Origin of the sequence: Marinobacter guineae (genome assembly GCF_002744735.1) — a bacterium.
In the GTDB taxonomy this organism is placed as follows: Bacteria; Pseudomonadota; Gammaproteobacteria; order Pseudomonadales; family Oleiphilaceae; genus Marinobacter; species Marinobacter guineae.
Window position 1 is genome coordinate 71,569 of sequence record NZ_KZ319342.1, and the last position, 19,940, is coordinate 91,508.

21 protein-coding genes are annotated in these 19,940 nt (G+C 55.8%); 12 read left to right on the forward strand and 9 right to left on the reverse strand.

The window, feature by feature from the left end; translation table 11 throughout:
• Nucleotides 1-58 precede the first annotated feature (58 nt).
• Nucleotides 59-1,345, reverse strand: coding sequence for a cation:proton antiporter (locus CLH62_RS17920; protein ID WP_099619575.1), 1,287 nt, complete (start codon nt 1,343-1,345; stop codon nt 59-61).
• Nucleotides 1,346-1,794: 449 nt separating this feature from the next.
• Here CLH62_RS17920 and CLH62_RS17925 point away from each other — a divergent pair, with 449 nt between their 5' ends.
• The 4 genes from CLH62_RS17925 (at nt 1,795) to CLH62_RS17940 (ending at nt 7,370) form a co-directional block, all read left to right on the forward strand.
• Nucleotides 1,795-3,273, forward strand: coding sequence for an ice-binding family protein (locus CLH62_RS17925; protein ID WP_099619576.1), 1,479 nt, complete (start codon nt 1,795-1,797; stop codon nt 3,271-3,273).
• 244 nt (nt 3,274-3,517) lie between these two features.
• Entirely contained in the window at nt 3,518-5,146 is a 1,629-nt protein-coding gene (locus CLH62_RS17930; protein WP_099619577.1) for a phosphoethanolamine transferase, read from the forward strand.
• A gap of 115 nt (nt 5,147-5,261) precedes the next feature.
• Nucleotides 5,262-6,143 (forward strand): cupin domain-containing protein, encoded by an 882-nt coding sequence (locus CLH62_RS17935; protein WP_170005828.1) that lies wholly within the window; start codon nt 5,262-5,264, stop codon nt 6,141-6,143.
• A gap of 153 nt (nt 6,144-6,296) precedes the next feature.
• Nucleotides 6,297-7,370 carry a class I SAM-dependent methyltransferase gene (locus tag CLH62_RS17940; protein ID WP_211285835.1) on the forward strand — a complete coding sequence of 358 codons (1,074 nt, stop codon included), beginning with the start codon at nt 6,297-6,299 and terminating at the stop codon, nt 7,368-7,370.
• 110 nt (nt 7,371-7,480) lie between these two features.
• Here CLH62_RS17940 and CLH62_RS17945 read toward each other — a convergent pair whose 3' ends face one another.
• Entirely contained in the window at nt 7,481-7,969 is a 489-nt protein-coding gene (locus CLH62_RS17945; protein WP_099619579.1) for a CBS domain-containing protein, read from the reverse strand.
• A gap of 260 nt (nt 7,970-8,229) precedes the next feature.
• Between CLH62_RS17945 and CLH62_RS17950 the strand changes: the two genes are divergently transcribed.
• A complete protein-coding gene (locus CLH62_RS17950; protein WP_099619580.1) occupies nt 8,230-8,601 on the forward strand; it encodes a DUF1206 domain-containing protein in 372 nt (123 codons plus the stop codon).
• Between the two features lie 34 nt (nt 8,602-8,635).
• Here CLH62_RS17950 and CLH62_RS17955 read toward each other — a convergent pair whose 3' ends face one another.
• Complete coding sequence (locus CLH62_RS17955) at nt 8,636-9,748, reverse strand: hypothetical protein (RefSeq protein WP_099619581.1); 1,113 nt, start codon at nt 9,746-9,748, stop codon at nt 8,636-8,638.
• Between the two features lie 311 nt (nt 9,749-10,059).
• Here CLH62_RS17955 and CLH62_RS17960 point away from each other — a divergent pair, with 311 nt between their 5' ends.
• Nucleotides 10,060-10,596 carry a GNAT family N-acetyltransferase gene (locus tag CLH62_RS17960; RefSeq protein ID WP_228152900.1) on the forward strand — a complete coding sequence of 179 codons (537 nt, stop codon included), beginning with the start codon at nt 10,060-10,062 and terminating at the stop codon, nt 10,594-10,596.
• A gap of 22 nt (nt 10,597-10,618) precedes the next feature.
• The gene (locus CLH62_RS17965; RefSeq protein WP_099619583.1) at nt 10,619-11,728 is read left to right on the forward strand and encodes a histone deacetylase family protein; all 1,110 of its coding nucleotides are present in this window, start codon (nt 10,619-10,621) and stop codon (nt 11,726-11,728) included.
• 43 nt (nt 11,729-11,771) lie between these two features.
• Here CLH62_RS17965 and CLH62_RS17970 read toward each other — a convergent pair whose 3' ends face one another.
• Nucleotides 11,772-12,062 carry a YkgJ family cysteine cluster protein gene (locus CLH62_RS17970; RefSeq protein WP_099619722.1) on the reverse strand — a complete coding sequence of 97 codons (291 nt, stop codon included), beginning with the start codon at nt 12,060-12,062 and terminating at the stop codon, nt 11,772-11,774.
• A gap of 240 nt (nt 12,063-12,302) precedes the next feature.
• Here CLH62_RS17970 and CLH62_RS17975 point away from each other — a divergent pair, with 240 nt between their 5' ends.
• The 5 genes from CLH62_RS17975 (at nt 12,303) to CLH62_RS21675 (ending at nt 15,679) form a co-directional block, all read left to right on the forward strand.
• The gene (locus CLH62_RS17975; protein WP_099619723.1) at nt 12,303-13,523 is read left to right on the forward strand and encodes a lipase family alpha/beta hydrolase; all 1,221 of its coding nucleotides are present in this window, start codon (nt 12,303-12,305) and stop codon (nt 13,521-13,523) included.
• 43 nt (nt 13,524-13,566) lie between these two features.
• Complete coding sequence (locus tag CLH62_RS17980) at nt 13,567-14,691, forward strand: App1 family protein (RefSeq protein ID WP_099619584.1); 1,125 nt, start codon at nt 13,567-13,569, stop codon at nt 14,689-14,691.
• A 197-nt stretch (nt 14,692-14,888) separates the two neighbouring features.
• The gene (locus CLH62_RS17985; protein ID WP_099619585.1) at nt 14,889-15,053 is read left to right on the forward strand and encodes a CsbD family protein; all 165 of its coding nucleotides are present in this window, start codon (nt 14,889-14,891) and stop codon (nt 15,051-15,053) included.
• Nucleotides 15,037-15,363: a DUF3135 domain-containing protein gene (locus CLH62_RS17990; protein ID WP_099619586.1), complete on the forward strand. Its 327-nt coding sequence runs from the start codon at nt 15,037-15,039 to the stop codon at nt 15,361-15,363. The genes CLH62_RS17985 and CLH62_RS17990 overlap by 17 nt, the downstream gene beginning before the upstream one ends.
• Nucleotides 15,364-15,517: 154 nt before the next feature.
• Nucleotides 15,518-15,679 (forward strand): CCGSCS motif protein, encoded by a 162-nt coding sequence (locus CLH62_RS21675; RefSeq protein WP_099619587.1) that lies wholly within the window; start codon nt 15,518-15,520, stop codon nt 15,677-15,679.
• A gap of 26 nt (nt 15,680-15,705) precedes the next feature.
• Here the strand turns inward: CLH62_RS21675 and CLH62_RS18000 are convergent, their stop codons facing one another.
• The 5 genes from CLH62_RS18000 to CLH62_RS18020 all read right to left on the reverse strand — a co-directional run bounded on the left by CLH62_RS18000 (nt 15,706) and on the right by CLH62_RS18020 (nt 19,929).
• On the reverse strand, nt 15,706-15,966 hold the full coding sequence (locus CLH62_RS18000) for an EAL domain-containing protein (RefSeq protein WP_322868741.1): 261 nt from the start codon (nt 15,964-15,966) through the stop codon (nt 15,706-15,708).
• Nucleotides 15,967-16,127: 161 nt separating this feature from the next.
• On the reverse strand, nt 16,128-16,877 hold the full coding sequence (locus CLH62_RS18005; protein ID WP_099619724.1) for an ABC transporter ATP-binding protein: 750 nt from the start codon (nt 16,875-16,877) through the stop codon (nt 16,128-16,130).
• Between the two features lie 13 nt (nt 16,878-16,890).
• Nucleotides 16,891-17,652 carry an ABC transporter ATP-binding protein gene (locus CLH62_RS18010; protein WP_099619589.1) on the reverse strand — a complete coding sequence of 254 codons (762 nt, stop codon included), beginning with the start codon at nt 17,650-17,652 and terminating at the stop codon, nt 16,891-16,893.
• 2 nt (nt 17,653-17,654) lie between these two features.
• Entirely contained in the window at nt 17,655-18,890 is a 1,236-nt protein-coding gene (locus CLH62_RS18015) for a branched-chain amino acid ABC transporter permease (protein WP_099619590.1), read from the reverse strand.
• Nucleotides 18,891-18,894: 4 nt separating this feature from the next.
• Entirely contained in the window at nt 18,895-19,929 is a 1,035-nt protein-coding gene (locus CLH62_RS18020) for a branched-chain amino acid ABC transporter permease (protein WP_099619591.1), read from the reverse strand.
• Nucleotides 19,930-19,940: the final 11 nt, after the last annotated feature.

The following is a 19,940-nucleotide window of genomic DNA, read 5'->3' on the forward strand; positions in this document are numbered from 1 at the left end:
GGGCTAAGTGTCACTACCTTAAACCATGCCGCCGTAATCCATACTCGCCCGGTATCTCTTATCGCCACCACTTCAGAATCATCGGCTTGACAGTCATGCCATGGATGATGATCGAGAGCACAATAACAACCAGCGTAATGTGGATGAACTCGACGGAGAGCTCTTCCGGCAGGCCAACGACGATTGCGAACATCAGATAATAGATCGAGCCGATGCCGCGCACGCCGAACCAGCCGACGAGCATCTGCAGCCTTAGCGGTGCTCCGGAACCAAGCAGGCCGAGAAAAACGCTGACAGGGCGAACGATGACAAACAGGAACAGTGCCATGCCGACGGCTCTGAAGCTCCAGGAGTCGATAAACAGCATTCCACCCAGCAACAGAACAAGCACCAGCTCTGAAAGCCGCTCCAGGGGTTCCTTGAACAGAAGGGAACCCTGGGAGATCTGGGGGCTCAGCTCTGGCTGCGGCCTTCCTGAGGGGTCCGGAAAGACCGATAACGGGTCAGCGTTATCGCCATGGGCGTTTTCACCCGCCAGTCTGAGTTCCGATTGCCGGAGGGAAATGGCCGCCACAAAAACCGCCAGAAAGCCCCAGGCATCGAGCACCAGGCAGATGCCGTAAACCACGCCTATCAAGCCCAGCCCGAGGAAGTCGTCCAGCATTGGACGGTCACTGTCCATGAGGCGCTGCTTTTGAACAATCCGCGCCAGTACATGCCCCATCACCAGCCCGACAACCAGGGCAGATAGCGTTGCCCACACAACGTCCTTCAGAACCCAGGTGCCCAGCAGCTCAAAACTCGCAGGGGCGCTAATCAGGGCCATCCCCAGCATGACAAACGGAAAGGCACTGCCATCATTCATGCCGGCTTCACTGGTCAGGGTGAATCGTAAAGGATCTGTATCGCCGACGTGTCGAACCTGAACCTCCGTTGCCAGCACCGGATCGGTAGGTGCCAGAATGGCGCCCAGCAGAATGGCTGCGCCAAGAGGCAATGCCAGCACGTAATAAGCAAAAACTGCTGTCAGGGCAACACTGATCGTCATGGAGATAAAAGCAAGTCGGATGGGAACCCGCCATTTCTGCCAACGGAAGGGGACCGGCATTTTCATGCCGGCAATAAACAACGACACCAACACCGCAACTTCGGCCAGCACTTCGAGCAAATGCGCCTGTTCCAGCGGGTTGAAATGAAAGGCACCAAACACCGTCGGTCCGAGGGCAACGCCCACCGCCAGGTAGAGCAGGGTTGGTGTCAGATGGAAGCGCTGCAGAAGGGATGATCGCAAGCCGATCATGATCAACAGGCTTCCAATCAATACAAACCAGATGGCGATGGTCAAAAAGGCTCTCCGATGCAGATCCGACAGTAAGGGATTTTGAATGGTGTTTGGTCGGGGCGCCAGAGTGACAGGCGCTCATCAAACCGACGGGTTTCAGCTATTTCCACCGGGCTGCGGAGCAATGTGACAGACTTTTGATGCAACAACACGGAGGGACAAATACCTACGGCTCTGGTTTCTGGTGCTTAACTAACCAGTCCGGCCAGCTGCGATTTTCGGTATCAAATATAACACTGTGATTCCGCTGAATAGCGTGTATAACAATTCTCAGCCGTGAATACACGGTCTTTCCACAGGCGCAAACCAAGCGCATTCAGATAAACCTCTGTGCCCTCGAACAATAACTCGAACGCGCACAAGGCTTCCGAGAATGAGTACGTGTTGCTCACTCCCATCAACCGGTCGCTACACACACCGTGTATGGCTGGTTTCAAATAGCAGGTTTTATTATGGGTATTTTTAATAAATACTCCCGGTCGATCTTGGCCTTTTCCATTGCCCTCATGTCTGTATCTCTGGTTGCGTGTAACGATAGCAACAGCAGCAGTAGCAGCCTCAGCGATGATACCCCGGATCCGATCGCCTCACTGGCGGTAACTTCCAGCGGGCCGGCCGATGACGCCACTGCCGTTGGCACCAACGTTAAGGTTGTTGCGGTTTTTAACAAGGCGATGAAGCCGGAAAGCCTCAACCAGAACAGCTTCACCCTGCAGGGCGAAGGTGAAACTGCAATTGTTGGTGCTGTCAGCTATAACGCTGACACCCAGACCGCCAAATTGGTACCTAATAGTAGCCTGACGGCGAACACCGTTTATACCGCGACTATCAATACCACAGCTGAGGATGAATCCGGCGCCAACTTGCTGAAAAATGCGGCGTGGTTGTTCACTACAGCGACGTCGGAGGATACAGAGGTGCCCACCGTCACTTCCAGCAATCCGGGAGATTCAGCAGGAGTTCCAGCAGTAGATGTGGCACTCAACACTAAAGTGACTGTCACTTTCAGTGAAGCGATTGATCCGGCTACATTGTCGAACAACTCGTTCAAGCTGAGCAAAAATTCGAACATCGCATTGGGTGTACCGGGCAGTTTGCGCTACGTAAACCCAACTACTGTGGTGTTTAGTCCTGAGACCAAACTGGACGTATCGACAGCCTATACGCTGACCCTTACTTCGGCCCTTACCGATCTTGCCGGCGAGAGCCTGGCACTTGTGACTATCGGGTTCACGACTGGGTCTGCTGTGTCGGCGAGCCCAGCCAAAGTGGACTTGGGTACCGCTGCAAATTACGTGATCCTGGCTAAAACCGGTATTTCCACCACCGGTACCACCAGAATCACAGGCGACATTGCTGTCAGCCCCAAAGCTCGCACTGCGATAACCGGCTTCAGTGAAACACTGGCTCCTGATGGTACCTTCGCGACTTCGTCCCTGGTGACAGGCAATCTGTTTGCGGCGAACATGACCTCGCCGACACCCACAAAGTTAACCACCGCAGTCAGCAACATGGAAACGGCCTACACCAATGCGGCTGGCCGCGTTGATCCGGACTTTACCGAGCTTGGTGCCGGCGAAATTGGCGGCCTGACGCTGGATCCGGGTCTCTACAAGTGGGGTACCGGTGTGCTGGTTACCTCAGATGTCACGCTGAACGGCTCTCCAACCGACGTTTGGATTTTCCAGATTGGCCAAAACCTGAAGCTGGAAGATGGCAAGGCGGTTGTACTGACCGGGGGCGCATTGCCTGAGAACGTGTTCTGGCAGGTTGCGGGCGAAGTCACCCTGCAGGCCGGTACCACCTTCAACGGCATTATTCTCGGCCAGACAGCCATTGTGGTGAAGTCAGGCGCCGTGATTAACGGCCGGGCACTGGCACAAACAGCCGTGACGCTGATCTCCAATGAAGTAAACAAGCCTGGTCAGTAAGCTTCCAGATACTGCAGGAACCGGTCGCTGATCGAAGTCAGAGGCTGGATAAAAAACCGCGACTCTGATCGCGGTTTTTTTATGTCTGAATGCGGATACATCAGATTATGGCTATGCCTTTCAGGCAGCGGTTAAGTTTCGATTAAGGTTGGCCTGCCAAACTGTTGGCATCTGGTATAGGGACTGTGGCCTTTCCACAGTCCGGCCCCGATGGTCGCGGGCAACCTGTTTTACCTGAGGTGGTATGAAACGTTTCTGGCAGAATCTGACCGTCATGAATAAATCGACACTGATTGTTCTGGTATCCATATTCCTGATGGCGTTCGGTAACCGTGCGTTCTTTTCGAACATAACCGAGGCCTATCCGCTGACTCTGGATAATGCCGCGTTTGTGATTTCCCTGGCCGTGGTTTTTGGCGCTGCCCTGATCGTGATTCTTTCTCTGGTGTGCTATCGCCATACCACCAAGCCTGTATTGATCACGATCCTGATGCTGTCCTCCTTTGCCGCCTATTTCATGGACAGCTATAACACTGTGATCGATACCGACATGCTGCGTAACGTGGCGCAGACCAATGTGTCTGAAGCGTCGGATCTGATGTCAGGCAGGCTGGCGATGTACGTGATCCTGCTGGGCATTCTGCCGTCGTTGTTTGTGTACCGCGTCCAACTCACAACGGGAACGGTTCGGCGGGATATTCTGTCAACCGTCAAACTGGCGTCAATCTCTCTGGGTGTTGGCGTGCTGATCGTCGTGGTCTTCAGTAATTTCTATGCCTCTTTTATCCGCGAGCATAAAATACTGAGGTATTACGCCAATCCGTCCTTTTACCTTGTCTCGACTTTCAAGTTTGCCAGTAACGCCATTGAAAGCAGCAGCCTGCCGTTCACAATGATCGCCGCCGATGCTCAGGCCGCGCCGGTGAAGCGCCCGCGTGAGCTGATTATTATGGTGGTTGGCGAGACCACAAGAGCGGACCGGTTTTCACTGAATGGCTATGAGCGTGAGACCAACCCCGAACTTGCGAAGGACAATGTCATCAGTTTCTCTGACTTCTGGTCCTGCGGAACCTCGACGGCTTCGTCCGTGCCCTGCATGTTTTCCGTGTATGGCCAGTCGGACTTCGATCAGAAAAAAGCCGGATCCACCGAAAACGCACTGGATATTCTCGCTCGCACCGGCGTTAACGTGCTGTGGCTGGACAATAATTCCGACTCCAAGGGTGTGGCCGACCGGGTAACCTACCGTGATTTCAAGACACCAGAGAACAATCCGGACTGCAATGATGGAGAGTGTCGGGACACCGGAATGCTGGCGGACCTGCAGCAGTACATTGACGCCCATCCGAAAGGAGACATTCTGATCGTGCTGCACCAGATGGGCAATCACGGGCCAGCCTATTACAAGCGTTATCCCAAGGCGTTCGAAAAGTACACGCCGGTCTGCCAGACCAACCAGCTCGAGGACTGCAGCAAGGAAGCCATCAACAATGCCTACGACAACGCGACTCTGTACACCGACTTTTTCCTGTCAAAAGTGATTGATGAGCTCAGGCGTAACACGGCTGAGTTTGAAACCGGGATGTTCTACCTGAGTGACCACGGTGAATCATTGGGTGAATTTGACGTGTACCTGCACGGCCTGCCGATGTTTATTGCGCCGGAGGCCCAGCGCCATGTTCCGGCGATCATGTGGTTCTCCGACAACTTTTCCGGCGTGAACGAGGAAGCCCTGCGCGCCAGCAAGGACCGAACCATGAGCCAGGACTGGGTATTCCATACGCTGCTGGGGCTGTTTGACGTGCGTGCCGATGTTTACAAGCCGAATCTCGATATCCTCAATGTCCCGGGAGCCGCAAAACAGGATCTGTAAATGGGCAGAATCAAGAACCTCTGAGCGCTTTCTTTCTCCGGTTGTGGTTGAATAGATTTTGATCAGGCATTCAGTCGCGGATCAGCGCAACTGAACAATGACCGGAGCAACAATCATGACTGAGGATGTGCTTTCCGGACTACTTCGCCGTATTCGCCTGCGCGGAGCCCTGTTTTTCAATGTTGAATGTGTCGGAGCCTGGGTTACCGAGGCGCCTGCCTCCGTACTGATTTCCAGTGCCGTAATGCCGGCGTCCGAGCACATGATGGAATACCACGTTGTACTTGGCGGAACCTGTTGGGCCGGCATAACAGGGGAGCCACAGTTTCAAATGAATGCGGGGGACGTCATCCTCTTTCCCCACGGTGATCCCCACGTGATGTCCAGTGTCCCCGGGTTGCGTGCAGAGCCAGATCTTCCATTTCTGATGGCGAACCTGAGGAAGCGTGAAGGCTTGCCATTCATGGTTCGCCAGCAAGACGACCGGCACATTCAACCTGCAATACCTCGCCCCGAACCCTCATCCAATCCGCCGACCGCCACCTTGCTCTGTGGTTTTCTGGGTTGCGATCGCGGCCCGTTCAACCCGTTGCTTTCCGCGCTGCCACGGGTCATCCATGCCCGTGCCAGTGAATTATCAGTAGACAGTTGGGCCGGTCAGCTCGGCAGGATCGCAGAAGCCGAGTCCCGGAACAGTCGACCCGGTGGTGAGGCCGTCCTCGAACGGATGAGCGAAATGATGTTCGTTGATCTGGTCCGGCTTTATCTAAGCTCCATGCCCAAAAACCAGACCGGCTGGCTTTCCGCGTTGCGTGATCGGCATGTTGGCCGGGTCCTCACCCTGATGCACAGCCACCCGGCGGAAGCCTGGACGCTGGAAAAGCTCTCTGGCCATGCCGGCCTTTCGCGATCGGCGCTGCAGGACCGGTTTGCCGAACTGGTCGGCCAGCCACCAGCGATGTGGCGTCGTGAGAGGTCGGTTCAACAGGTTCGGTAATTCAGTCATTAACACCGGACGAATGATCATTCAGCCAGCAGGCTGATCCCCCCACTATAGAGCTGTCCGCTGCGCGCCCGGTTTCTGTAAAGGAAGGGTGTACGTACGCCGCTGCGGCATCTTCATACCTCTACTGAATCTGGGAGAAAGATTATGGAAGCGATTCAAACATTCGATGAAAACAAGCTCAATGCCTTTGTGGGACAGGTTCTTGGTGACCTCGGTGGCGCTTACAGTGCTGCACTGGTCAGGATTGGCGATCAGCTCGGCCTGTATCGGGAACTGCAAACTGGTGGGCCTGCAACCTCCACCGAACTTGCCAAGAGAACCGGCTATTCCGAGCGGTACCTGCGCGAATGGCTGGCCCACCATGCAGCCTCGAATTACCTGGATTACGACCGGTCCACCAAACGTTTCCGGTTGCCCCCGGAACAGGCGATGGTTTTCGCCGACGAGGACAGCCCGGTCTACATGATCGGAGGCTTTGAGAACGCCTATAGCACCTTTGAGAACGAGCCCAAGGTGAGGGAAGGCTTTCGGACGGGGGAGGGCGTCGCCTGGGGTGACCAGGCCCACTGCATGTTCTGCGCCGTTGCCAAGTTCTTCCGACCCGGTTACGTGCATAACCTTGTGCAGAGCTGGCTACCGGCCCTGGATGGCGTTGTCGAGAAACTGGAACGCGGAGCCAAGGTGGCCGATCTTGGCTGTGGCCATGGCCACTCCACGCTGTTGATGGCAGCTGCGTTTCCGAATTCGACATTTATCGGGTACGACTTCCATGGGGGCTCCATTGACGCGGCCAACGCCCATCGTGACGAGCAGGGTGTGGATTCCGGCCGAGTGCGCTTTGAGCAGGCGACGGCGGGTGATTTCGAGGAAGGGGATTTTGACCTGGTGACCTGTTTTGACGCCCTGCACGATATGGGAGATCCGGTCGGGACCGCCGCTCACGTCGTTGAGCAGCTCAAGCCGGACGGCACCTGGATGGTGGTTGAGCCTATGGCCGCCGATGAACTGAGCGATAACTTTAACCCGGTCGGTCGGTTGTTCTACGCGGCCTCAACGAGTATTTGCGTACCCACGGCTCTGGCGCAACAGACCGGCTTCGCTCTCGGTGCCCAGGCTGGAGAGCGCAAACTGACGGAAGTCATCAAAGATGGAGGTTTCAGCTCTGTGCGAAGGGCTTCCGAAACTCCGTTCAACATCGTTCTCGAAGCTCGACTTTGAGATTTGCGATGGGGCCCCGGGAGCAAAGGCTCCCGGAGTCCGTTCACCAGCCTCTCTGAGTTGGAAAACGAATTCCCTGGCATCGTCGATTACAGCCGGCCAATTGACTCTTAAAGAGATGCCGGAGCCTTGTGGGCGGGGTGATGCGCGCTAATGTGCCGGAGAAACTCCATTGTCTCCTTCGATGAAATCTTCTTATCCCCGGCTTTCTTGGAACTTTCGGCACCAGTGAAGGAGACAATGTCTCCCAGGCTCACCATGCCGCAGAGCTGGTTATACTGATTTACAACGGGAAGGCGCCGCACCTCGTGAGCTTCCATCAACTGGAGCGCTTTCTGAATACTATCGTCCGGCCCGCAGCAATAGAGTTCCCGATGGCTGGTAATATCCTCTCCGCGAATTTCCCATAAGGGTTTGTGCTGAATCGCGGCGCCCATGGAGATGTCCCGGTCGGTGATAATGCCAACTGGATGCTCCTGCTCATCTACCAGCGGAATGGCGCCGCAGTCATTGTTCCACATGAGCATGGCGATCTCCTGCAAGGAGTGTTGCGGGGAACAGCTGGCCACTTCGGTAACCATGATTTCTTTGACTTTCATTTGAATGTCCTCCTTCCTGAGGTTTAGCGTTCCAATGAATGCCGTCAGCAATAGGCCCTTGCGACATCGAATCCTGCAAACTTCATTGGGCTACCCATCCTGAAGGGCAGCGCCGGCTTCATCGATGATCCGGCGCATTCTTCAATGTGGGCTCTTGTTGGTTGATTGTCCAGAATGCACAATCAAAATGATCGCCCCTGGCCGCATCCATCTCCCGGAGGCCTTCGTCCTGGGCCACTGCCATGGTAAATAGGAAAGCTATGGCGATAAGCAGCAACACCCCGGATCACCATTTTGCCATTACCCTAATTGCCCGGGCAGGTTATGGGGCCCGGGGTATTGTCTATCTGCTGGTCGGCGCAGTCGGGGTGGCACTCACGAGTGCCAGTGTTGCGCATGGAATCAAGGCGATGAAAACGCAGTTTAATCGCCACTTCAGTCTGCCTATGAAAATCAAAAATTGGGCCTACCCAATCTGCCGATTTGGCCTGGTCATCCGGGGACTGGTGTTCGTGATTGTCGGCGCCTTTTTTGTCATGGCGGTTTACCAGTTGGATCCCGACGAGGCCGGTGGTATTACCGAGTTCTTCAATACGCTCCGCAGCCAGGTATTCGAGTCCGGGCGTGCGTAGCAGTAGTCGCAACGCATAAACGGGGATCGCCAGACTAGTCGATCCGGTTGAGGGAATTACGCCGATTCAGCCGCGACAATCCGGAAACCACGCCACTCAGCACGGCAATCGTGGGCCTCACGACAAGCCGCAATACCCAACTTCCGATGTACAGCGCCGGCAGAAGAATCAACAGCCAGCCCAGAAACTGCACCAGCCATACCGGATAGCCGAGCACCTCAGAAACTTCGGCGAGAACGTCATTGATGATACCGGGGTGGGATACCACGAAGTAACCAACGCCTATGATCGCCGGCCATTTGGCGTATCGGGCGCTGTTCATCAGCATCCGGCCGCTGTTGGCAACGCGAGTAGCGAGGGCGGCAGAGCGCGTACTTCTGGCTGCGCCTTTGGTGGAAACGGCGACAGTGCGGCCTACCCGCAATACCTTCAATGCACTGGCGAACACGAGGACATCCACTGAAGCCCAGCCAATGTCCGCTGCGGATACGCCTTCACCCGTGCGATGCTGGATCTCCAGGTTCCGGATTCCGCTGGCGAAGAACTGGTTGATGTTCTCCAGTACCCGTTCGGTCCGTACCCAGGTGACGTCGTCCTGGCCATTGACAACAAATTGTCCCAGGAAATCGTGGCCTTCTTCCTGAATGAAGCGCACCGCGTACCAGCCACGCTCCACCGGAAGCAGGGTGTCTGCTCCAGCGGTGGCTTTCTTTTCAGAAGACGTTCCGTTACCGGTAAAGAAGTCCATAACACTCTGGTACTTATTAGCCGCCGTGTTCATCAGCTCGATCGTGCCAATGGGCCGGCCAAGGAAGTAGTAAATAGGCGGGAGGATGTTCTCGCCATAGAGCCGAAGGATGTCACGAAATTCTTCCTCTGGCCCGTAGAGTGGCATGATCTTGCGAGTCATTTCGGGATACCGGAGATACGCGGCACGGGCTTTCAGCAGGAGCAACTCGTCGTCCGCCATATCCAGCAAAGCGGCCTGAACCTCAAGGGGTTCCTTTTCGATGGCGGGGAACTCGCGGAGCGTATCTTCCGCCTGAATCCGGATCAGCCTCTCCTCAATAGGCATCGGGTTGGAACTGACCGTCGAAATGAGCGCGATCAGCAACGCCACACCAAGAATCAGGTAGAGTTTTTTCACAGTTTTACCCCGTGAGCGTTCCGGCTGCCCGTGTTGTTGGGCTCGTATAACTCATTGCGAAAAGCGAAATCGAAGTCGTGGAGCAAAAGACAGTGCACGGTTTATCTGCTTCGTCTGCCATGGGTGATATCGACGTTACCCTGCCGCGAAGTCCATGCCAAGTGCAGATTCCGGGAACGGATTTTTGTCCCGCGTATGGAGAGCGGCTAAGCTTCAGATAGCGTCTCCAATTGGTACCTGTCTGGAAAAGTCGAAGCCCGGCCCGATCGCTCTTCGGTTTGCTCTGCACGATGGGTTTACAGGAGTTGGTTATGGGCAGAAAAAAAGCTGAAAACGGGTTTGTCATAAGGGAGGCCCGCGAAGAAGACCTGCCGGTAATGGTCGGGTTCCTCGTCAAACTGGCCCTGCATGTCTCGGGGGAAGAACCGCTCGATCTCAGGGAGAGCGAACGCAAACGGCTTCTCAAGGCTTTGGGCTCCTCTTTGAAGGACCAGGATAAACACCTGGTGGTGGCAGAAAGTACCGATGCGGGACTGGTGGGGATGGGCTACGTTTATGTTTGGCGTAGCCAGGGCATCTGGGCGCGAACTGAGCCGGTAGAGTTCAGGTCGGGCATGATTGACGATGTCTGGGTTGAGCCCGAATTCCGGAAACGCGGTATCTTTAAAGCTCTGCTCCGGGATTTGGTGGCTTTTGCGGAGAGCCACAACGTTTCAGAGCTGATTCTCGAATATTCCGCCTCTAACGAAGAGGCCAGGGCAGCGTGGACCAAATTGGGTTTCAGACCGACAGGCATTCGTGCCGCGGCTTTTACCTCAACGGTGAAGCAATCCCTGGCGAAGCGGTAATGACGAAGCAAGGGAAACTCTCATGATCGGTGATCGCAGTGTGCATGTGTTTTATGATGAGGTAATGCTCGGACACAATCCCGAGGTGGATCTGCCGTTCATGCCCAGCAGAGTGGAAAAGCGCGTCAGGTCGATCCTCAAGGGGCTGGATTTCAAATGGAGCTATCCGGAACATCCGGGTCGGCTGACTGCAATCAAGGAGTACCTGGATGAACATCCGATAAAGGGTGTTCAGTTCAGGACCGGAGCCGCCCCTGCAACCTACAACCAGCTGGCGCGAGTACACACGGCAGCCTACCTGGACCACATCTTTTCACTGGCGGGCAAGCGTGCCTGGCTCGACAAGGATACAACAGCCGTTTCACCGGAAAGCATTAACGCGGCCACCGCAGCGGCTGGCAATGCGATTGCCGCAGTAGAAAGTGTCGTGAACGGTGAATGCCAAAGCGCGTTCGCCCTGGTACGCCCTCCCGGGCATCACGCCGAGCCGGTGCGGGCGCGGGGTTTCTGTCTTCTAAACAACGTTGCCGTAGCAGCCGCCCATGCCCAGGCCAAACTGGGCTGTGAACGTATCCTGCTCATTGACTGGGACGCCCACCACGGCAACGGCACCCAGGATATTTTCTGGGCCGAGCCGGATGTGCTGTTCTTTGACACCCACTGCGCGGCGCCATTTTATCCGGGTTCGGGCCACATCGAGGAGATAGGTGATGGCCTCGGCGAAGGGTATACCATCAATGTTCCGCTACCGGAAACCGCTGGCGACATCGCCTTTGAGAAAGTCTTCCGCAACATTCTGATGCCGGCTGCCGATTACTTTAAACCAGATCTTGTGCTGGTCTCGGCGGGATTCGACCCACACCGTAACGATATGGCACTGAACCTGACCTATGACGGCTTCAGGATGATCACACGGATCGTTCAGGACATCTCCGAAAAGCACTGTGAAGGACGACTGGCACTGGTTCTTGAAGGCGGTTACAGCCTGACGGCGCTCTCTGAAGGGGTGCATGCGGTGCTTGAGACGCTGGCCGGCGGCGACGTACCGGAAGTTCGGGAAATGGGCGTCAGAGAAGCGGAAGAAGCGACGGAATTCCACCGCTCTGCTTTCAGCGATGAGGAAGAAGAGTAACCTCAGGCTGTCAGTTAATTGTGCGAATCAGTCCGGCCTGAACTCACAGGATCTTTGCTCTTTCCTCACGACACTCATAGGAGCCCATTTCAAATTCCCGGCAAATCCAGGGACGATTCTCATAAATGGTACACATGAACGTTTGTCGATCTAAAGCAGAGCACCAACCATCTTCTAAACGCAACATTGTTTCGCCACCCCATTTATCGTAAGCAATATGCTGCTCAGGAACACCTGTGTCACTAATAATCATGACTTCTAAACGGCAGCAACACGCCTGGCAATTCGAACAGGAAATCTCAGGGTCGGTTACGTTTTCAACAGGAATGGTCATAAATATATAATCAAGCTCAGTTGCAATATCATACGGGACACTAGGTTTGCTCGCCGGTAAAAAACCCAAAGTACACGATTCTGGCGTAAGTGCCAGAGCAAGGTTTTAATTGTGACGCTGCGCCGCCTGACCCGCAGCTCAACAAAACAGCAGCCAGCAGCAACTGTGATAGAGTGAAACCAACACGAACGGAAAATGAGACTGTAATGACGTGTCCTATTTGTAGGGATGAATCTGGCCATGGTTGATCGCGAGGAATCGGCCCGCGCCTTGTCTTCGCATTTGCGGGGTACGAGTCAGCTGGTTACGGAGGCGGTTAGCGGCGTGGTGGACACGGTTGAGGCCATGCATCGCAACATTTCCGGCCTCGCCCCGATTGTCGGCGCTTCCCGTGAAGGCCGGACCCGGGGAATTACCGGCCTGGTGTACCGCAGCGTACGGGTAATCTCACGGGCTGCGGGCGTTGGTATCGATGCGGGCCTGGAACAGGTCGCGCCCCTACTGAAATATCAGGGGGTGTCACGTAAGCGCGAAAGAGCGCTGGCGACCCTTAATGGAGTTCTGGGCGATTACCTGGTCGCCACTGATAACCCGCTGGCAATCCCCATGTGCTTCCGCAAGGAAGGACATGCCCTGCAACCTGACCGGGAGTCACTGAAAGCCGCCTTTCCCGAGCCCTCAACCCGCCTTCTGGTGATGGTCCACGGCCTGTGCATGAACGATCTGATGTGGCAGCGCGGCGACCACAATCACGGAGACGAGCTGGCCCTATCTCTCGGTTATACCCCATTGTATCTGCACTACAACAGCGGCCGGCACATATCTACCAACGGCCGGGAGTTCGCCGATCTGCTCGAACGGCTGGTCCAGGAATGGCCGGTCCCGGTGGATGAGCTGGTCATTCTCGGCCACAGTATGGGGGGGCTGCTTTCCCGCAGTGCATGCCATTACGGCAGGGCTGCAGGTCACACCTGGCCGGACCGCCTGAGCAAACTGGTTTTTCTCGGCACACCACATCACGGCTCTCCACTGGAACGTATCGGAAATCGGGTGGATACCCTTGCCGGCGCCAGCCCATACGTTGCACCTATCGGGCGGGTGGGGAAAATTCGCAGTGCTGGCGTAAAAGACCTTCGTTACGGCAACATTCTTGATGAAGATTGGGAAGCCTTTGAACCCGAGCACCCTCATGACGCCCGGACAGCTGTCATGCTCCCACCGGGCACCGATTGTTTTGCAATTGCCGCAACGACGCAGTCCAGGGCTGACGTCGCGGGGGTCTATACTGGCGGGGACGGTCTGGTGCCCGTCATGAGCGCGCTGGGCCTGCACGGTGATGAAAAACGGGCCTTGCCGATTCCGGCGTCCCACCAAAGCGTGTTCTACGGGGTCAATCATTTTGATCTGCTCGACAGCGCGGAGGTCTACGAGCGGATCCACGGTTGGCTGGCCTACCACTGAATAACGTGGGTTCAGTATTCTCTTCCCGCTGAAAGAGGGTTTGATGTCGTTTCAGAGTCGTTTGCACCGTTATGCACGGTCTCTTCGTCGGGGCCTCCACATCCTGGCAGCCCCTGTAAAGGGCGACAGTGGTCGGGGCGGGCTGTTTATCCAGGCCTATCGGGGTTACGGCTCCAGCAACCGGTTGTTCCTGATGGGGCGGGTTTTCCGGCAACCGGGTTTCGGGGCATCATGGCGGGAGGACCTACTGCGCCGGGACATCATCGACCTGATCCGCAGACTGCTGCGCAAGCCTATCGTCGGAGCCCGCGTCCGAATACGTTACAAGGACACCAATACCGTCGTTCACACAGACCGGCACGGCTTCTTCCGTGTCGATATGGAGCTGGGCACCATGCCGTCGGATGTGTCCTGGCATGAGATGGAACTGTCGCTGGACAGTCCCGCCGACGAGCGTGCAACCACTATTGGCGAGTTCTATACCCCGCTGTCCCGCGCCCGTTACGGCGTGATCAGCGATATTGACGATACTGTGGTTTACACCGGCGTCGCCAACACCGCCATGATGATGTGGCGCCTGTTTGCCCAGGGTGCCGAGAGTCGTATGGTTTTTCCCGGTGTGCCGGCCCTGTATCAGGCATTCCATGCCGGCCGCGATGATGACGAAGGAAACCCCCTGTTTTATGTTTCCCGGGCCCCCTGGAGCATCTATCAGGTGCTGGTGGAGGTTTTTCGCCGCAACCGGATCCCACATGGGCCGATCCTGATCCTGCGGGAGTGGGGAATGAAGCGTGGCAGTCTGCTGCCGCGAAGGGCCAAGGATCATAAGCTCGATGCGATTCGCCATATCCTCGGGATGTACCCTGACATGCGGTTTATTCTGGTCGGTGATTCCGGACAACGAGACCCTGAGGTATACAACCGCATTTTGCGGGAACACCCCGGCCGTATACTCGGTATTTACATCCGCGACGTCAGCAACACGCAGGAGCGCTCGGAGGCTATCGACAGGCTTGCCCTTGAAACCCGTGAGGCGGGCTGTGACCTGATACTGGCGGCCGACAATGTGGCGATGGCGGAGCATGCGGCCAGTGAGGGGCTCATTGCCGACTGTGCTGTGAATGCGGTGCGTGAGGAGCAGGCCCGCTCCGAGCTGGACGACGCCTGATTCTGTTGCCGCCCGGCCAGTGCTGAAGCGGATCTTCTCCGCGAGGGACTGTTTCGGGACCCGCTATTTGTGTTGGTTAACGCACAGACCCACGTTTGATTCCTGGACATCATTATTTATTGACGACTCCAAATTCTGCGGTTTTGAGTTTCCGTCCTAGGATTCCACTCGATGGCGACAGGGCCAGGGAGAGAACGATGAATAGGGATAGCATTGAAGTTAACTGGAAAGAGTCCGAGGGCAAGCTGACTAATGACCGGCTTGACACGATTGCCGCCAAACGGGACCAGTTGGAGAGTGAAATTCAGCAGGCCCGCGGTATTATAAAACACGCAGCCGAAAACAATGCCCACGTTCGATGAGCTCAGGGAGCTGGCCCAGCGTGACCCGGAAGGCTTTGAGAGATTACGCGCGGCATTGATTGAGGACTGTATTCGCCGCAGCTCGGTGTGCAATCAACGCCGATTGCGGGGCCTCCAGTTTGTGATCGAAGCCCGGCGCCAGGTAGCCGGCAGTCCCATGAAGGCACTACTGGATATTCAGGCTATGATGTACGACTCGTTGCTCGGTCTGCAACAGGCACTGCTTTTTCAGAAGCGCCCCTCTGAGCCCCCGGCACCGACAAGCGCACGAGTCCTCCACTTCCGACGGTCCCAGTCCTCTCCGGATTAGTGGTTTCAGGCAACCGTATCCCCCGCGCTGTCTGTCCAATTTGGTACAGCATGGGGCCAGTCACAACAGAACATTAAAGCTTGACTGGGATGATGCGGCACAATAACATGTATTTTAGATAATCTTTAAATGTCGAAAAAAGAGGGGCACTTCTATGGCACTGTCATTCCTGAATATCTTTAAGAGAGACGACACAAAAACCGAGTCCACACGGGCGCAAGAGGCCGATTCAAAAGCGAATGCCGAGGCGAGCCGGGACGACTCTCCCAAGAAGGGCAAACATGGTGAAGGTACTTGCTGCGGTTCCTGCTCGTAACCGGGGGCATGCATTCTTCTGATGCTTTATAAAACACCCCGGAGAGCCGATCCGGGGCAGTTCACTCTCATTGGATTTTCAAAAAGCTGACCTGCCAGTCCACTGAATTTCTCCATCGGCAGGGGCGTGGAAAAGTAATGCCCGTGAGCGAAGTCGCAACCGGCCTCCTTAAGCAAGGCTATCTGTTCCGCGGTTTCCACGCCTTTCCCAATTACCTGAATTCCAAGCTTATGGGCCATTGCGATAATGGATTCGGCGATAGTCTGGCCCCCCGGAATCGGGATTATCGCGCTGAACGGATTGTGTCAGGGCTTTGTGAATTTTGCTGTTGAACCGGTTCAGATCCGCAATATCACCCGGGGATGCCAATACCCTGGCCGGCTGGCCTGTTGCCGACGCTCAGGGCTATGCGGCTTGATCCGGCGCTTTTACTGCGGGATGGATAACATCAAATAGAAAGGTAGGTCTGGCGGAGCTGTTCGTCCTCCAGAACCTCACTTGCCAGGCCGTCAAACACGACCTCCCCGGACTCCAGAATGACCGCCCGGTCCGCCAGTTTCAGGGCTGCAATCGCGTTTTGCTCGACGATTACGGTGGTGATCCCCAGCGCCTTGATTTCTTTCAACGTGCGCTCGATTTCCTGCACGATAATGGGCGCCAGCCCTTCGTAAGGCTCGTCCAGCAGCAAAAGCTTGATGTCCCGAGCCAGTGCCCGGCCGATGGCCAGCATTTGCTGCTCGCCGCCCGACAGGGTGGTGCCCTCCTGGTTACGCCGCTCGCCCAGGCGTGGAAACAGCTCGAAGATACGATCAATGGACCAGCCCGGAGACGGCGCCAACTGAGCCAGCTTCAGGTTTTCCCAAACGCTCAGGCCCGGAATGATGCGACGGTCTTCGGGAACCAGCGACAGCCCGCTCTGGGCCGCCTGATACGCCTTCATCGTGTGAAGCGGCTGATGATCCAGCCAGATTTCACCATGGGTAACCGTAGGCGAATCCACCCGGGCGATGGCACGCAAGGTCGAGGTTTTCCCCGCCCCGTTACGCCCGAGCAATGCGAGAATCTCCCCCTCATGGATATTCATCGTCACGCCCTGGACGATATAACTTTCACCATAATTGGCGTGCAGATCCCAGACCGAAAAATAGGCGGGCGCGGACGATGCATGCGTGGCATTCATATTGGTTTTTTCTTTCATGATGCCCATGGCCTCATTGTGTCTCTGTGGTGCCCAGATAGGCTTCCTGAACTTTGGGGTGGCCCTTGATGTTCGAGGGGTGGTCCTCAACAATGACATGCCCCTGTGACAGCACGCTGATTCGGTCAGCCAGGCTGAACACTACGTGCATATCATGTTCAATCACTACGAACGTAATTTCGTGGGCCTCATTGATGGTTTTCAGCAAATCAATGGTGTTGTTGGTGTCAGCCCGAGCCATGCCAGCCGTGGGCTCATCGAGTAGCAGCAATTTGGGCTTCTGGACCAGGCACATTGCCATCTCCAGCCTCCGCTTGTTGCCACGGGACATGGCAGACGCCGTATGATGACGTTCATCAATTAATCCCACATCCTGCAGTATTTTCTCGGCCTGCTCGCGTATGGTGGTTTCCTTCGCCAGTGACTTGAAGGGCGAGAGGTGGAAGGCACCGTCGCGATGAGCGAAGGCCGGGATCATCACATTTTCCAGAATGCTTAACTCGGAAAACACCTCCGGTGTCTGGAACACACGGCTGATGCCGGCCTGATTAATCTGGTAGGGTTCCAGACCCAGAAGGCTGCTATTGTTGAAATCGACCGTGCCACTGTCTGGCACCAGCTTGCCGATAAAGCAGTTAAGCAGCGTGGACTTGCCCGCGCCGTTGGGTCCGATAATGGCGTGGACGGTGTTTTGCTGAACCGACAGATTGACATCATCCAGCGCCAGAAGACCGCCAAACCGCTTGTTTACGCCTTTCACTTCGAGTATCCCCACGACTACGACTCCCTCGTGTTGACGGAACCGGGCGACGATTTCTCAGACGACACATCGTCATCCGAGGGACGGTCGTCACTCCGGTGTGAAGCGGTTTTGCGGGCCTGTGTTAACCGCGTAATCAGGTTCATGATCCGGCCAGCCCCTTCCACCAGACCGCCCGGCAGAAAGATCACCACCAGCATGAAGATCAACCCCAGTGAGATGTGCCAGCCACTACCCAAAAATGGTGAGACCACGGCAACAAGTACATCCGCCACCCCATCAGGTAATGCCGAGAACCAGTCCTGGATCACCGAGTCATTGATGCGACTGAAGATGTTCTCAAAATACTTGATGATGCCGGCCCCAAGCACCGGTCCAATCAACGTCCCGACGCCCCCCATAATGGTCATCAGCACCACCTCGCCCGAGGCAGTCCACTGCATGCGTTCGGCCCCGGCGAGCGGGTCCATGCAGACCAGTAAGGCGCCCGCCAGGCCTGCGTACATTCCGGAGATGACAAACGCCGTCAGTGTGTAGGGGCGGGAGTTGAAGCCTGTGTAGTTGAGCCGGGTCTGGTTACTTTTGACCGCCCGCAGAATCATGCCGAACGGCGACCGGAATATGCGCAACGACAGGTAGAACATGCCAATCAAAACCAGCGCGCTGACATAAAACCCGACGTTAAACTGCAAATCCATCCCGAGAAACGGCACCACCGCCGTATCCCCCATCTCAAGCCCAAACAGGGATGGTGAGGCCAACTGGCCACCTTCACTGGCATTATCCAGAATGCGGGGATCCTCCAGATCAAGTTGCAGCCCGGTTTCGCCGTTGGTGATGGGTGTCAGTACCGAGTACGCCAGGTTGTAGGACATCTGAGCGAACGCCAGCGTCAGGATAGAAAAGTAGATCCCGGACCGCCGCAACGAGATAAACCCGATCAACAAGGCAAACAGGCCCGACACCACCACGGAAAAAAGGATGGCAGGCACAATGTTGATGCTGAGCAGTTTTAACATCCAGAGCGCGGAATAGCTGCCGACGCCCAAAAATGCCGCATGGCCAAACGACAGATAACCGGTCAGTCCAAACAGGATGTTGAAGCCAATGGCGAAGATGCCGTAGATGGCGAAACGCTGCATCAGATCCGGGTAACCTGCGCCCAGCGGCGCCATGAGCAGCGGCGTGGCCAGCACGAAAACGGTGAACAGGACCATCAGAGCCCTATCGCTTGTACGTAGTTTTTTCAGCATGGCATCAAGTCTCCATTACGCCTTTGCGCCCCATGAGTCCACGGGGACGAGTCAGCAGAATAATGACTGCCACCAGGTAAATGATGACCTGATCAATGGAGAACCCGAACAGGAAGTCCTTCACCTCCGGCATGGAGGCGAAACTCTGCAGGATGCCAAGCAGGAAACCCGCCGCCACCGCACCGGTCAGAGATCCCATACCGCCTACGACCACGACCACAAAACACAGAACCAGAAAGTCCATGCCCATGTGATAGTTCGGCGACAGGATCGGGGTGTACATCACGCCTGCCAAACCAGTCACCACGGCAGCCAGGCCAAACATCGCCGTAAACCGTTTGTCGATGTTGATGCCCAGCAAACCAACAGTTTCCCGGTCTGCCATACCAGCCCGCACCACCATGCCAAAGGTGGTGTAGCGCAAGAAGGCGAAAATCCCGCCGATAACCACAGCCGCAAACAGGAAGTAAACCAGTCGCCAAATCGGATAGATCACGGAATTTTCCGCCATACCGATTAACGCCCCAACATCAATGGAGCCTACAAACGCTTCTGGCGCAGGCTGGGGGATGGGGTTGGCACCGTATACGGATTTGATCACTTCCTGCAGCACAATGGCCAACCCGAAGGTAACCAGTATCTGATCGGCATGAGGCCGTTTATAGAAGTGCTTGATCAGGCCACGCTCCATCACGATGCCAATCAGTAACATCACTGGAATGGCAAACAGAATGGACCAGAACACGGAGTAGTCGATCATCGTCGCGCCAAAATCGCCAAACCACAGCTCGACGTAGGGGACCTGAATCTCCAGTGGCGTGCCCCAGGGGCTCAGTTCGGTTTCGGAAAGTGTGACTCTTTTGAATGAAAGTAGGTTGTTGAAAGTGACGGTACAGAACGCGCCAATCATGAAAAGTGCGCCGTGGGCGAAGTTCACCACACCCAAGGTGCCGAATATCAAGGTCAGTCCCAGCGCAATCAGGGCATAGGCACTGCCTTTATCCAGCCCATTCAGTATTTGCAGAAGGATGGCATCCATCGGTATTTACC